The following is a 12,652-nucleotide window of genomic DNA, read 5'->3' as shown; positions in this document are numbered from 1 at the left end:
ATGGCGGGCGCACGGTGAACGAGACACGCGGGAAGAAGTGGTCGCTGCCGCACATCGGCCCGGCGCAGCGGGACGCCGTCGCCCGCGCGCGGGGCCGGGCCCGGCTCGCCCTGGTGCTGGTCGCCGCCTGTGTCGCGGTGGTGATGGCGGGCGCGGGATCGGGCGGCTGGCTGGTGCTGTTCATCGGGTTCGTCCTCCTCGCGCTGGCAGGGGCGGGCGTGTGGTGGATGCTGGCGCACCGTGGCGGAGCCCGGCTGCTGGGCGCGCTGGTGGCCGTCACCGCGCCCGTGGGCGTGGTGGTGCTGTACGCCCTGTCCGGCCTGTGGCCGGTGGCGGTGGGCGCGCTGGGGCTGTGGGCGGGAGCCCTGGCCTCGGCCCGGGCCTCGCTGCGCAGCGTGCGCCGGCCCAAGGGCATGCACGGCCGGAAGACCCCGCCGCCGCGCCGGCCGGTCCTGATCATGAACGTGCGCTCGGGCGGCGGCAAGGTCGTCAAACACGACCTCGTGGCGCGTGCCGAGGCGCTCGGCGCCCGGGTGGTCGTGCTCGGCACGGACAACACCTACACCGACCCGGAGGCGGAGGCCCGCCAGGCCGTCGCCGAGGGCGCGGACCTGCTCGGCGTCGCGGGCGGCGACGGCACCCAGGCGCTGGTCGCGGCCGTCGCCGCCGAACACGACGTGCCCTTCCTGGTGATCGCCGCCGGCACCCGCAACCACTTCGCCATGGACCTCGGCCTCGACCGCACCGACCCCACCCGCAGCCTCGACGCCCTCACCCACGGCGTCGAACTCCGCGTGGACCTCGGGGACGTCGGAGGACGGGCCTTCGTCAACACCGTCTCCTTCGGGGCGTACGCGGAGATAGTGCAGAGCCCCGACTACCGCGACGCCAAGGCCGCCACCGCACTGGACCATCTGCCCGACCTGCTCCAGGGGGAGGCCGGCCCGACCCTGGACGTCCAGACGGACGACACCCGTGTGCACGCGCCGCAGGCCCTGCTGGTCAGCAACAACGCCTACGCCCGCGCCGACCCGCTCGGCGGCGGACGCCGGCCCCGGCTGGACGCCGGGCTGCTCGGGGTGATCGGTATCCGGGTGGAAGGCGCGGCCCAGGCCGCCGAACTCGCCCTGCTCGGCGAGCGCGCGGGCAGCATCACCTCGGTGACGTCCCGGCGCGTCGTCGTCGACGCGGACCGCGAGCGCATCGCCGTGGCCGTCGACGGCGAGGCACTCGAACTGGCCACCCCCGTCATCTGCACGGTACGGCCCGCCGCACTGCGGGTCCGGGTGCCCCGGCACCGCCCGGGCGCGGCCTACGCGCCCCCCACGGTCGACTGGCGGCGCATCGTCCGCCTCGCGCTCGGCCATCCCGACCCTCGCACGATCAAGGAGGCCTACGATGTCTGACCGTCTGCCGAAACTGCCCGCCTCGCCACTGGTCCGTGACCTCGCGACCATGGACCAGGCGCTGTACGAGACGGTCACGGTGACCAGAACGCCCACCCTGGACAGCGCGCTGCGCCGGCTGTCCGCGGCCGCCGACCACTCCAAGCTGTCCTTCGGCGTCGCCGCCGGGCTCGCCCTGTGCGGCCGTCGCCCGCGCCGGGCAGCCGTGCTCGGGGTCGCGGCGATCGGGGTCGCCTCGGCCACCGCCAATCTGCTCGGCAAGAAGCTCGTACGCCGACCGCGACCGCACCGGGCCGAGGACTCGCCGTTCCCCGGGCGGCACGTGCCGATGCCGCACTCGGCGTCCTTCCCGTCCGGGCACACCGCCTCGGCCGTCGCCTTCGCGGCCGCGGTCGGTCCGACGCTGCCGGTCACCGCCGTGCCGCTGGGCCTGCTCGCCTGCGCGGTGGGCTACTCGCGGGTCCATACCGGGGTGCACTACCCGGGCGACGTCGTGGCCGGAGCGCTGCTGGGCACGGGCTCGGCGGCGCTGGTCCTGGCGCTCAACGCCCGCAAGGGCGCCTGAGGGAGCCGAGGCGGCCCGAGCGGGGCGGCGGCCGGGGGGCCGGGCGGCCGGAGCGGCCCCGGCGGCCGGGCGGTCCTACTCCTTGCCGCAGTGGAGGAAGAGGTGGGGTTCCGGCCCTGCCTCGGGGTGGTCGGGGGTGAACAGCACGTTCTCCTCGGCCAGTACGGTCAGTCCGGCGCCGGTGACCACGTCGACGAGAGCGTCGGCGGCGAAGCTGGTCACCCGCACGGGCTGCCCCATGAACACGGCGTCGACACCCGCCACGTCCAGCGGCACGGTGGCGAACACGAGGCTGCCTCCCGGCCGGAGCGCCCGGGCCAGCCGCCCGACCAGCTCGGACTGCTGCTCGCGGTCCAGCTGAAGCAGCGAGAAATACACGCAGACGGCGTCGAACGAGCCTTCCTCCAGAGGAAGTTCACGGACGTCGAGGCACCGGAACTCGGCCTCGGGCACCTGCCGGGCGGCCAGCTCCACCATGACGGGGGAGACGTCGACCCCGAGCACATGGTGGCCCGCCCGGGCCAGGGTCTCGGCCGTCGGCCGCCCCGTCCCGCTGCCGACGTCCAGTACCCGACCGCCCGGGGCGAGCCGCCCCAGCAGCCACTCCAGGGATCTGCGGTGCGCCTCCGAGTGCGCGAACGCCTTCTCGTACACGGGCCCCAGCGCGTCGAACACCCGCGCCGCACGCTGCCCGCCGTCCTCGCCGACCAAGCCGGATCCCTTCGTGGTGGTGTGTGAGTCCCGCGCCGTCATGGTGCACCGGCCGGGACCCCGCCTTCTCGGAAACGGCCGGATTCGTGTTTTCCACTACCGTAAGTAACATGATCCAATCCTCTTGACGCGGGCCCTACTGGCGAGTAGCCGAGGCCCCCGGGTAACCGTCGCTTCGTTCGGAGGACCCCCATGCCCTCGCTTGAGGACGCCCTGCAAGACTCCCGTACCGCCTATGAGGAGCACGTACGCACCTGCCGTCAGTGCCATTTCGACATGTCGCCGTGCGCCGTCTCGAAGCACCTTCTGCGCGCCTACAACAACGCCAGGCGGGCCCAGGCGCGCACGAACCCCGTGATGCGCTGAGGGCCTGGCGGCTCATGTCCCCGATGTGGGCACGGTCACTGTCAGTTCTCTGATCTCGTAGCCGCCGATCTCGTCCTTGAACGACACGCGCGGCGTGCCGGTCATCCGGAGACCGTCCAGCGCGAAGAGCCGGCTGAGCAGGACGTCCGCCTCCAGGACGGCGACAGCGGCGCCCGGACAGCGGTGGGCGCCGTCGCCGAAGGCCAGCCCCGCAGGGCTCGGCGCCAGGTCCCGCGACCGGCCCGGCCGCAACAGGTCCGGGTCGCGCCCCACGGCGTCCGGGTCCGCGTTGGCCTCGTCGACGAAGACGGTGAGCAGCTCACCGGCGCCGATCGACGCCTCGCCGACCCGCATCGGCGCGGTGGCCCGGCGGGACAGGCGTCCTATGACGGGCTCCAGCCGAAGGATCTCCCGGAGCAGGCCGAGCCGCTCCGGCTCCTCGGCCGCGCGGTACCGGTCGAGCAGCTCCGGGTCGTCGAAGAGGTGCCAGGCGGCGACGCAGATGAACTCACGGGTGGTGACCATGCCCGCCGCCGCGTAGGTCAGACACTCGCCGAGGATCTCCGCGCCCGAGCATCCCTCGGCCAGCAGATGGGAGATCAGGTCTTCCCGCTCCCGCTCCCGTTCCTGCTTCAGGTGCGCACGGATCGCCGGGCGGACGTCGGCGAGATGGATGCGCAGCCAGTTCGTGTTCTGGCGCAGCAGCCAGTACAGGCCGTGGAGGCTGGCCAGCCCGGGCCGACCGAACTCCTCGGGGAAGAAGCGTTCCAGCCTCGACCTGAGGCCCGGGCGGCTGTGGGTGAGCCCGAGAATGTCGCTCACCACCTCGATGGCCATGGTGAAGCTCAGGTCGGACAACTGCGCCGTACCGGCGGCCCGGAGCGCCGCCGTCTGTTCCTCGGCCACCCGCGTCATCAGCTCGCGGTAGTGCTCGTCCACATGCCGCGGCGTGAAGAACCGAGCGGTCTGCCGGCGCTGTTCACGGTGCCCGGGACCGTCCTGGTAGAGCACGGGACGCCGGACACGCGAGGGCATCTTCTCCACGGTCTCGACGCCGAGCCCGGCCTGCACCGTCTCCGTGGCCCGCAGCACCTCACGGGCGGCCGCGTACCCACGGATCTCCCACGTGCCGTCCGCGCCACGGTGCACCGGGCAGCCCGGCCGGCCGCCCTGTACCCGCTCGACCTTCCGCACGCTCTCCCGCGCGTCCTCCACCGGCTCCCCCTTCGCCGCACCGGACGCCAGTGTCGCCGCGACGGCCGCTCCCGCGATGCCCCCTTACCGGCCACGCACGGAGCGGCCCCGCGGCTGCGCGGCCACGCATCCGCGGGCGAACTCGCCGGAACTCAGGCGGGTCGCACGGCGCCGCGCAGGGCGCCCTCGCCGAACGGCAGGATCGCCTCCTCGCGGATGTACGTGCCCGGACCCGGGGCGTGGATCATCATGCCGTTGCCCGTGCACAGGCCGGTGTGGCTGAGGTCGTCGAAGAAGAAGACGAGGTCGCCGGGGCGGAGTTCGGCCAGGCTGATCCGGGTGAAGGCCTTCGCCTGGTCGATGGCGGAGCGGGGCAGCGTCACCCCGGCGGACCGCCAGGCGGCCTGCGTGAGGCTGGAGCAGTCGTACGACTCCGGTCCCGTCGCGCCCCATACGCAGGGTCTGCCGATCTGTGCCCGGGCGAAGGCGAGGGCCTTGTCCGCCTTGCCCAGGTAGGCCGTACCGGTGGTGCTGACCGTGGCATCGGTCGGTGCGACGGCCGGGGGGACGGCCTCGGGGAGCGGGGCTGCGGGGGTCGCGACGCCGGGTGACGTCGGGTAACCGGAACCGGCGGTCAGCAGGTCCACCGCGGGGGCTTGGTGGCCCGGCACGGGCGCGGCGGGCGCGATCCCGGCGGTGGCGTATCCGGAGGCCGGAGCGGAGATCGGGAGTTCGGAGGTGGCGTAGCCCGAAGGCGTTGCGGCGAGGCCGAGTTCGGAGGCCGGGTAGCCGGGAATCGGGTAGCCGGAATCCAATACGGAAGGGCCGAGACCGAGTTCGGCCACCGGATAGCCGTACGGCGGTGTGGCGGGGCCGAGTTCCGATGTCAGGTAGTCCGGAACGGGCGCGGGCGCCTGCGTGGGCATCGGCGCCGGTGCGGGGAACGCGGCTTCGGGTGCCGGATATCCCGACACCTGCGCGGCATAGCCGGGTTCACCGGCCGGGAGAAGCCCGTCCGTGCCGATCGGTGACGCCGGGCCGGGAGCGGCGGTGAGCGGCCGCCCCGCCCAAGCGGCGGTGATCTCCGCACGGAATGCCTGCTGTTCCGCGGTGTCCCAGGGTTGCTGGACCGGTTGCGACGGGGCCGCCTGCGCCCCGGTGGTGGGCATCGCGGTCGTGGGCATGCCGGTCGTGGGCATCGCGTTCGTGAGCGGTGCGGACGCGGGCGCGGGAGGCAGGGCGGCGGCCGGCGCGGGGAGGGCGGGCAGGGCCTGGGAGGGCATGGGCTGGGCAAGCGCGCGGGCCAGCACCTCCCGGGCCGTGGCGAGTTTCCGCCCGATCTGCACCTTGGTGTTCTTGAGCGAGGCCTGCCGGTCCGTCGGAGCGGAGGCGGGGGAGGGAGAGGGGGAGTCGGCCCGGGTGGGGACGACGGCTGCCTGGGCCGGTACGGCGGGCAGCAGGGCCCTGGGCTCCTCCTGGCGCGGCTGCGGTGCGGCGGGGAGGGCGGCGACGGCGCGCGCGGTCAGCTCCGGGACGCGGCGGGTGGCGGCTTCCAACTCCCTTACGACCGCGCTGTCGGCGGGCCGCTCCGGGGCACTCGCCGGGCGGGCGGCCGGAGCCGGGCGGGCGGGTCGGCGGTCGGCCGGCAGGACGGCGGGCGTCACCGGCCCGACCTTGCCACGGGCCATGTCGAACCACTGCCTGGCCACCGCTTCGAGCGACGGATCGGCCGACCCGCGCCCGCTGTTGGCGACGGACGTGACCGTCCCGCGGGTGCGGCTCGACTGGGCGCGGGTGATGTTGTAGCTGCCGGTGTCGGACTCGGCCCGGTCGTAGAGGGAGTTGACCCGCTGCTGGATCTCCGCCCGACTCGGCTCGTCGGTGTTGCCGCCTGGGGAGCGCGGGCTGCGATCCGTCGCCATGGAAGACGTACTCCTTCCGTCCTCCGCCTGCCGGTCGGCGGCGGAATCCGGGCGACCTTGTTGCCAGGTGCCCCCAAGCCCCCTGCCCTGACGGGCAGTCGTACGGCTTGGGCGTCAACTTAACCAACTTGTGAGGCTGGCGTGAAGATTGCAGCGTCAAATGTCCGATACGTATTCGTGACCTTCGTCTCTCATGGCCTCGGACGGGTTTGTGCGCCGCACGGACCGTCGTGGAGCCGTCACGAACGGGGGCCGGCCGCATCGGTCTCCGGCTGCCGGGCGCGACCCGCGTCGTCCTGGGCGAGCAGGGAGAGCAGGGCCGCCACGCTCAGTCCCGCCTCGGCGGGGTGGCGCAGCACCTTGCCGGGCTCGACCCGGTAGGTGTTGCCGCGACCCTCCCTCGTGTGGGACAGGTAGCCGTCCTGCTCCAGGTCCGCGATGATCTTCTGCACCGCTCGTTCGGTGAGCCGGCAGTGCGCGGCGAGGTCCCGGATGCGGGCGCTGTGATTGTCGGCGATGGCAGCCAGCACGCGGGCGTGGTTGGTGAGAAACGTCCATCCGTTGTGTGACTCGGGCACTCCGTCCATGCGGCGATTGTACGGTCGGGTATTCACGTATACAAAGCCCGGAACTTTATTTCGTGTATTGGTTGACGTCTGACGGGCTGCGGGTGAATCTGGAGGGGACCAGTGGACTGACCGGGGAGGCGGTCATGTCGGAAGCAGCTCGTGACACGGACGCCGCAGGCTCGGACCCGCGAGTCGAGGCGGAGGGGAGCGACGCGCGTCCCGTTCGCCGGGGCCTCGCGCCCCTGATCTCCGTCCGCCCCGACGGTGACCGTGTCGTGGTGGCGGTGCGGGGCGAACTCGACCTCGACTCGGCCGAGCCGCTGGCGCAGACCTTGCGCGCGGCGCTCGGTGCCTCGGTGGCCGGCGTGGATCTGGAACTGGGCGGCGTCGCGTTCTGTGACTGCTCCGCTCTCAACGTGCTGCTCGGCCTGCACGAGCAGAGCCTGGAGCAGGGGAAGACGGTCGCCCTGCGCACGGTGGGTCCCGCCGTCGAACGGCTCCTGTCCCTCACCGGCACCCGGACGCTGTTCGACGCCCCGGGCCCCCACGCCCCCCGCCCCGACGGCGCGGGTGACGCTGCCGGCGAGGGTGAGACGGACCGGGGCGGCGTGCCGGCCGAAGCGCCGGACGACGGTGCCCTGGAGGATCTGCGGATAGAGGTCGTCCAGCTGCGGCGCGCCATGCAGACCCGGCCGGTGATCGACCTGGCCCGCGGCATCCTCATGGCGTCCTTCGGGCTGAGCGTCGAGGAGGCCTGGCGGGTCCTGGTCCTGTCCTCCCAGAACACCAACACCAAGCTGTACCACCTCGCCCGCGACCTGGTCACCGCCGTACTGGGCGAACCGCCCGCGGACGCCGTGCAGGAGCAGGTGGCGGCGGCCGTGACCAAGGTCAGGTCGGAGGCCCCCTCGACCTGACCTTTTTCGCAGGGCCGGTCCGAGGCGGGTCGAGCCAGGCCGATTCGAGCCGGTCCGAGCCGGTCCGAGCCGGGCCGATTCGGGCCGGTCCGGGCGGGGCCGGTCCGAGGCGGGCCGATCGGCGGCCCCGATTCCGCTTTCGGGGGCCAGGTCGGGTAGAACTGGCCGACATGCGCGTTGACTACGATCCCGGGTCCCTGGGCGCGGGAGCCTTCTACCGGCTGCTCACCGCCGTCGTCGTACCCCGGCCGATCGCCTGGGTGTCGACCCTGGCGGCGGACGGCACCACGGCCAACCTCGCCCCGCACTCCTTCTTCACCGTCGCCTGTACCGATCCGCCGATCGTCCAGTTCACCTCCGTCGGCCGCAAGGACTCGCTGCGCAACGTCGAGGCCACCGGCGAGTTCGTGGTCAACTTCGCGTCCGAGCCGCTCTTCGACCAGATCAACGCCACCGGCACCGACTTCCCCGCGCACGAGGGCGAGTTCGACGCGGTGGGCATCGAGCGGGAGCCCTCGCTGCGGGTCAGGCCGCCGCGCGTGGCAGCCTCCCCGGTGGCTCTGGAGTGCCGGCTGCACTCCACGCTCCGCATCGGCAACTCCACGCTCGTCCTCGGCGAGGTCGTGCACGCCGCCGTGCGCGAGGACGTCCTCGTCGACGGACACCCCGACATCCGGCTCCTGCGGCCGCTGGCCCGGCTGGGCCGTAACGAGTGGGGCACCGTCGGAGAGATCCACGACCGGGCCCGGATCGCCTACCGCGACTGGCCGCCCTCCTGACCCGTGCGCTCCTATGATCGAAGCATGACCACATCCAGCATGAGTTCCGGGGCGCGGGTCTTGACCCGGGCAGTGATCACGGGTGGCGACGACGACGGTTCCTGGCGCTCGCTGTGGTCGAGGAACTCGGCGCTGTCGATCGGCTCCGTCGGCTCGTTCCTCTCCATCGGCTCGGTGGGCAGCTCCCTGTCCATCGCCTCGGTCGGTGGTTTCCTGTCCGTGGGGTCGGTGGGCTCCGCCCTGTCCTTCGCCTCCGCGGGCTCCTGGCTGAGCGCGACCTCGGTGCTGTCCGCCCACTCGACCGGCTCGGTGCTGTCCTGGCGTTCGCGTGGCGGCCTGTGCTCCGTCGGCACCGCGGCGGCCACGGTCGCCGGGACGGCACTGCTGTGCGCGTGGGCGTCCGGCCGCGGCCGCTCCGGGAAGTGACCCCGGGTCGTCCCCGAGCGCGGGCCGACCCGGCCGGGTCAGCCGGTCGGGAGCAGCTCGTCCCGCGCCCCGCGCCACTCACGTGGGGAGTGCCCGTAGGCCGCGCGGAAGACCCGGCTGAAGTGCGCCGGGTTGGCGAATCCCCAGCGCTGGGCGACCGCCGACACCGTGGGCGCCGTCGCGGCGGGCCGGCGCAGCTCCTGGGCGCACCGCTCCAGCCGGCGCCGCTGGATCAGCCGGGCGACCGTGGTGCCCTCGCCCTCGAACAGCCGGTGCAGATAGCGCACGGAGATGTGGTGCGCGGCCGCGACGGACTGCGGGGAGAGGCCGGGATCGCCGAGGTTGCGGTCGATGTGGTCGCGGACGCGCAGGACGAGGTGGTCCTGCGGGTTCGTGACCGGGGTCGCGTGGGCCCGGGTCCGCTCCTCGACCAGGGTGGCGAAGAGGTCCACGACCCCTGTGGCCAGCCTGGTGGCGACGGCCGGGGCGCAGGGCGGGACCGAGGCGGTCAGTGAGGTCAGGAAGTTCACCAGCACGGCGCCGAAGCCCGCCGTGCCCGCGATCGCGGTCCCGGTCACCCGGCGCAGATCCTCCTCCGGCAGGCCGAGCGCCCGCCGCGGCAGGTGGACGACACGGGTGGCGAAGCGCCCGGGGAAGTCCAGGGAGTACGGCCGTCCCGTGTCGTAGACCATGAGGTCGCCCTCGCCGACGAAGGCCCGCCGGCCGTCCTGGACCAGGGTCGCCACACCCGCCGTCTGCACGCCGACCGCCACACAGGCGGCGCCCGGGACCGTGTCGGCCAGGTGCGCCGGCGTGCGGCTCAGGCGCTGCGCGTCGGCCTCGACCGTGACGATGCGCAGGTATCCCAGCCGCTCGGTGGAGACCCGTCCCTCGCAGGCGCCGTCATGCCGCGCGGTGACGGCCATCGGCACCAGCGCTGCGCCCAGCGCGTCCCGCCAGCGGTCGAGCCGCTCCCCGTCGGTAACCGAAGCGGTCGTCGACACCAGGGCCACCCGGCCCTCCTCTCCACCTGTGCGAAAGCGGCGGGGGCCGGACGGACGCCGGCCCGTTCTCCCCGCCGTCATCAGCCAATCAGCGGGCCTCGACGGGCTCCAGGCAGGAAGCAGGCAGAAACGCGCACCAGGCCGACACGGCAGTCCGCTCCGCTGTCCGCTGTGCGCTGACAGAACAGCGCGGTGCGCTCCGGGACAAGACAGGGGGAGTCCGCCGGAGCAGGATGGGTGGCACGGCGAGGGCCCGGCCCGTCGCCGGCGCGCGCCGCCCCCGTCCTCGTGTCGCGGCGGACCGGGGACGGGGCGCGGGGTCAGGGCGCGTCGAGACCGGCGAGGAGGCCGCGGGCCTCGTCGACCGGCCGCGGATCGGCATGGACGCCCAGCGAGACACAGCTCGTGAAGGCCGCGCGTGCCTCCGCCGGACGTCCGGCGGACAGCAACGCCTTGCCGAGGTTGACGAGCTGACGGCTCTCCAACGCGGTGTTGCCGCTGGCCCGGCAGATCGTCACGGCGGTGGTCAGGTGGTCGACCGCCTCCGTCCACCGCTCCAGCACGCCGAAACTGCTCCCCAGACCCGCGTTCAGCCCGATCCGGGTGACGTCGGCGATGTGCGGTTCCAGCCGGTCGCTGGCCTGTTCGAGGAGGGCGAGCGTGTCCTGGTAGAACGCGTGCGCCTCGTCGGTCAGGCCCTGCTTCGCCAGGACGATGGCACGCCCGTGCCGGGCCTGGAGGCCGCCGTGCAGATCGCCGACGGTCTCGAACAGATGGGCGGCGCGCTGCATGTGGTCGGCGGCGGAACCCAGATCGTCGATCTGCTGACGTGCCCAGCCCTGGTACATGTGGGCCCAGGCCTGCTGGCCGACGTCCCCCGCCCGCTCGGCCGCGGCGAGGGCCTCGCCGGAGCGCAGCAGACTGTCCTGGTGGCGGCGCTCGCACACGAGGAGCGCCCAGGCGTGGTAGTTGAGCTGGGTCGCCTCCAGCGCCGGATCGCCCAGCGCCCGCGCGCAGCGGGCGGCTGTGCCGAACACCTCCGGCCAGTGTCCCCAGAAGATCCACTGGTCGGAGAACCAGTGCAGGGCCTCGGCCACCTCCACCACGGTCGCGTGCTCCCCGGCGGCCTCGGCCGCGCGAAGCGCGGCCAGCCAGTTGTCGCCCTCCGCCTGAAGCCACGCACGGGCCAGCCCCGCCGTCGACAGATCCACCGTGCCCCGCCACGTGGACGCCGGAGCGCCATGGCCCGGCTCGAACCAGCGGCCCGCGACGACCGCGGTCTCCAGCAGCCAGCGGAAGAGCTCCGCGCGGACCCGGTCCACGTCCTGCGCGTCCTCCTCGGCCTCCAGGCGGGTGCGGGCGTACAGCCGCAGCAGGTCGTGCAGGCGGTAGCGGTCCCCGTCCGCCCCCAGCAGCCCGGTCTCGACCAGCTCCTCCAGGGTGTCCTCGGCGTCGAACACCGGCCGCCCCGTGAGCCGGGCGGCGCCGGGCGCCGCCGTGTCCTGGCCGGGAACCAGGGCGAGACGCCGGAACAGCCGGGCGGCCGAGGGAGTCAGCTGGCGGTAGGACAGGTCGAAGGCGGCGGCCACCCGTACGTCCCCGGCGGCCAGCGCGTCCAGCCGCCGCTCCTCGACGGCGAGGCGGTCCGCGAGCCGGCGAACACTCCAACCGGTGCGGGTGGCAAGCCAGTTGCCCGCCACCCGAAGGGCCAGCGGCAGATGTCCGCAGCGCTCGGCGACCGCACGCAGGGCGGCCGGATCGGTGCCGGCCCGATCGGCTCCGACGAGGGAGGTCAGGAGCTCGGCGGCCGCCGGAGGGGCCAGTTCACCGAGCGGCAGCCGGTGCACACTGTCCAGCCCGGTCAGCATGCGACGGCTCGTCACCACCACCATGCCCGCCCCCGAGGCCGGCAGCAGCGGACGCACCTGCCCCTCGTCACGCGCGTCGTCCAGGACCAGCAGACAGCGCCGCTCCGCCAGCAGCTGCCGGTACAGCGCGGGGTGCCCCTGCGGGCCGGCCTGGGCGAGGTCCCGGTCGGCCACCTGAAGGGCCTTCAGGACCCGCAGCATCAGTTCGGCAGGGCCGGGCGGATCGTCGTCCGTGCCGCGCAGGTCCAGCACCAACTGCCCGTCCGGGAAACGGTCGGCGAGATGACGTGCCGCGTGCAGCGCCAGCGTCGTCTTGCCGGTCCCCGGCGGTCCGGACACCGCCACCACCGCCGGCTGGACGACGGCTTCGCGCTCCGCGAGCGCCACCAGCCGCGCCAGTTCCCCTTCCCGGCCGACGAAGTCGTCGACGCCGCGCGGGAACGCCCGCACGCCCACCGGGCGGTAGCCGGCGTCACGCCCGGCGCGCGCCGCCGTGAGCAGCCGCTCCCGCGCCGTCTCGGCCAGGCCCAGACCGTCCGCGAGCGCGGCGACCGTCCGCCGCTGCGGAGCCGCCCGCCGCCCGCGCTCCAGGTCCCCGATCCCGCGCACGCTCACGCCCGACGCCTCCGCCAGGCCCTCGATCGTCTGCGACGCGGCCAGCCGAAACTCCCGCAGCAGCGCCCCGAACGCCGCCTGTTCCCCGCTCAACCCCGCCCCTTCACACCGACATGCCCCACCGTCGCCCCCGGGCATGATCATCGGAATTCTAGAAGAGCCGGCCCACCCGGGCCCGCGCCGACCGGCATACGGACGGGCCCCCGTCGTCGCGTACCGCGCCCTCCCGCCGACGCGGACGGCGTTGTCAGTGGTCGCCGGTAAGTTCGTCGTCGTCGCGCCGCTCCGGTGCGGCAGCCCCCCTGTGCCG

The 12,652-nt window shown here is 73.9% G+C and carries 12 protein-coding genes; 6 read left to right on the top strand and 6 right to left on the bottom strand.

All coding sequences use genetic code 11. From position 1 onward, the window contains the following. Positions 1–14 precede the first annotated feature (14 nt). On the top strand, positions 15–1,406 hold the full coding sequence (locus tag OG440_RS02900; RefSeq protein WP_406005228.1) for a diacylglycerol/lipid kinase family protein: 1,392 nt from the start codon (positions 15–17) through the stop codon (positions 1,404–1,406). After that, entirely contained in the window at positions 1,399–1,971 is a 573-nt protein-coding gene (locus OG440_RS02895) for a phosphatase PAP2 family protein (RefSeq protein WP_406005227.1), read from the top strand. Before OG440_RS02900 ends, OG440_RS02895 begins: the two co-directional genes overlap by 8 nt. Positions 1,972–2,046: 75 nt before the next feature. On the opposite strand, the gene OG440_RS02890 is transcribed toward OG440_RS02895, so the two are convergent. Then, positions 2,047–2,724, bottom strand: coding sequence for a class I SAM-dependent methyltransferase (locus tag OG440_RS02890; protein WP_406005226.1), 678 nt, complete (start codon positions 2,722–2,724; stop codon positions 2,047–2,049). Positions 2,725–2,874: 150 nt separating this feature from the next. Between OG440_RS02890 and OG440_RS02885 the strand changes: the two genes are divergently transcribed. Next, positions 2,875–3,048, top strand: coding sequence for a hypothetical protein (locus tag OG440_RS02885; RefSeq protein WP_406005225.1), 174 nt, complete (start codon positions 2,875–2,877; stop codon positions 3,046–3,048). 12 nt (positions 3,049–3,060) lie between these two features. Here the strand turns inward: OG440_RS02885 and OG440_RS02880 are convergent, their stop codons facing one another. From OG440_RS02880 to OG440_RS02870, 3 genes are all read right to left on the bottom strand, one after another. Continuing rightward, positions 3,061–4,263 (bottom strand): cytochrome P450, encoded by a 1,203-nt coding sequence (locus OG440_RS02880; RefSeq protein WP_406005224.1) that lies wholly within the window; start codon positions 4,261–4,263, stop codon positions 3,061–3,063. 131 nt (positions 4,264–4,394) lie between these two features. Next, positions 4,395–6,164 carry an NlpC/P60 family protein gene (locus tag OG440_RS02875; RefSeq protein ID WP_406005223.1) on the bottom strand — a complete coding sequence of 590 codons (1,770 nt, stop codon included), beginning with the start codon at positions 6,162–6,164 and terminating at the stop codon, positions 4,395–4,397. A 239-nt stretch (positions 6,165–6,403) separates the two neighbouring features. Then, entirely contained in the window at positions 6,404–6,751 is a 348-nt protein-coding gene (locus OG440_RS02870; protein WP_406005222.1) for a helix-turn-helix transcriptional regulator, read from the bottom strand. Between the two features lie 125 nt (positions 6,752–6,876). On the opposite strand from OG440_RS02870, the gene OG440_RS02865 reads away from it, so the two are divergent. From OG440_RS02865 to OG440_RS02855, 3 genes are all read left to right on the top strand, one after another. Next, positions 6,877–7,650: an ANTAR domain-containing protein gene (locus tag OG440_RS02865; RefSeq protein ID WP_406005221.1), complete on the top strand. Its 774-nt coding sequence runs from the start codon at positions 6,877–6,879 to the stop codon at positions 7,648–7,650. Positions 7,651–7,820: 170 nt separating this feature from the next. After that, positions 7,821–8,429, top strand: coding sequence for a flavin reductase family protein (locus OG440_RS02860; protein ID WP_406005220.1), 609 nt, complete (start codon positions 7,821–7,823; stop codon positions 8,427–8,429). Between the two features lie 24 nt (positions 8,430–8,453). Next, the gene (locus OG440_RS02855) at positions 8,454–8,855 is read left to right on the top strand and encodes a hypothetical protein (RefSeq protein ID WP_406005219.1); all 402 of its coding nucleotides are present in this window, start codon (positions 8,454–8,456) and stop codon (positions 8,853–8,855) included. Positions 8,856–8,893: 38 nt separating this feature from the next. Here the strand turns inward: OG440_RS02855 and OG440_RS02850 are convergent, their stop codons facing one another. Both OG440_RS02850 and OG440_RS02845 read right to left on the bottom strand, forming a co-directional pair. Beyond that, a complete protein-coding gene (locus OG440_RS02850) occupies positions 8,894–9,868 on the bottom strand; it encodes a helix-turn-helix domain-containing protein (protein ID WP_406005218.1) in 975 nt (324 codons plus the stop codon). A gap of 311 nt (positions 9,869–10,179) precedes the next feature. After that, positions 10,180–12,435, bottom strand: a complete 2,256-nt coding sequence (locus OG440_RS02845) for an ATP-binding protein (protein ID WP_406005217.1) — start codon at positions 12,433–12,435, stop codon at positions 10,180–10,182. Between the last annotated feature and the right edge of the window lie 217 nt (positions 12,436–12,652).

Source organism: Streptomyces sp. NBC_00637, from assembly GCF_045161545.1.
Taxonomy (GTDB): Bacteria; Actinomycetota; Actinomycetes; order Streptomycetales; family Streptomycetaceae; genus Streptomyces.
Note: the sequence above shows the minus strand (reverse complement) of the source record. Positions and strands in the feature narration are given on the sequence as shown.

What these genes read in the sequence shown, in the direction of transcription:
- OG440_RS02855 (WP_406005219.1), top strand. Translation starts at nt 8,454, where the DNA reads ATGACCACATCCAGCATGAGTTCCGGGGCGCGGGTCTTGACCCGGGCA.
- OG440_RS02875 (WP_406005223.1), bottom strand. Translation starts at nt 6,164, where the DNA reads ATGGCGACGGATCGCAGCCCGCGCTCCCCAGGCGGCAACACCGACGAG.
- OG440_RS02860 (WP_406005220.1), top strand. Translation starts at nt 7,821, where the DNA reads ATGCGCGTTGACTACGATCCCGGGTCCCTGGGCGCGGGAGCCTTCTAC.
- OG440_RS02870 (WP_406005222.1), bottom strand. Translation starts at nt 6,751, where the DNA reads ATGGACGGAGTGCCCGAGTCACACAACGGATGGACGTTTCTCACCAAC.
- OG440_RS02895 (WP_406005227.1), top strand. Translation starts at nt 1,399, where the DNA reads ATGTCTGACCGTCTGCCGAAACTGCCCGCCTCGCCACTGGTCCGTGAC.
- OG440_RS02890 (WP_406005226.1), bottom strand. Translation starts at nt 2,724, where the DNA reads ATGACGGCGCGGGACTCACACACCACCACGAAGGGATCCGGCTTGGTC.
- OG440_RS02885 (WP_406005225.1), top strand. Translation starts at nt 2,875, where the DNA reads ATGCCCTCGCTTGAGGACGCCCTGCAAGACTCCCGTACCGCCTATGAG.
- OG440_RS02865 (WP_406005221.1), top strand. Translation starts at nt 6,877, where the DNA reads ATGTCGGAAGCAGCTCGTGACACGGACGCCGCAGGCTCGGACCCGCGA.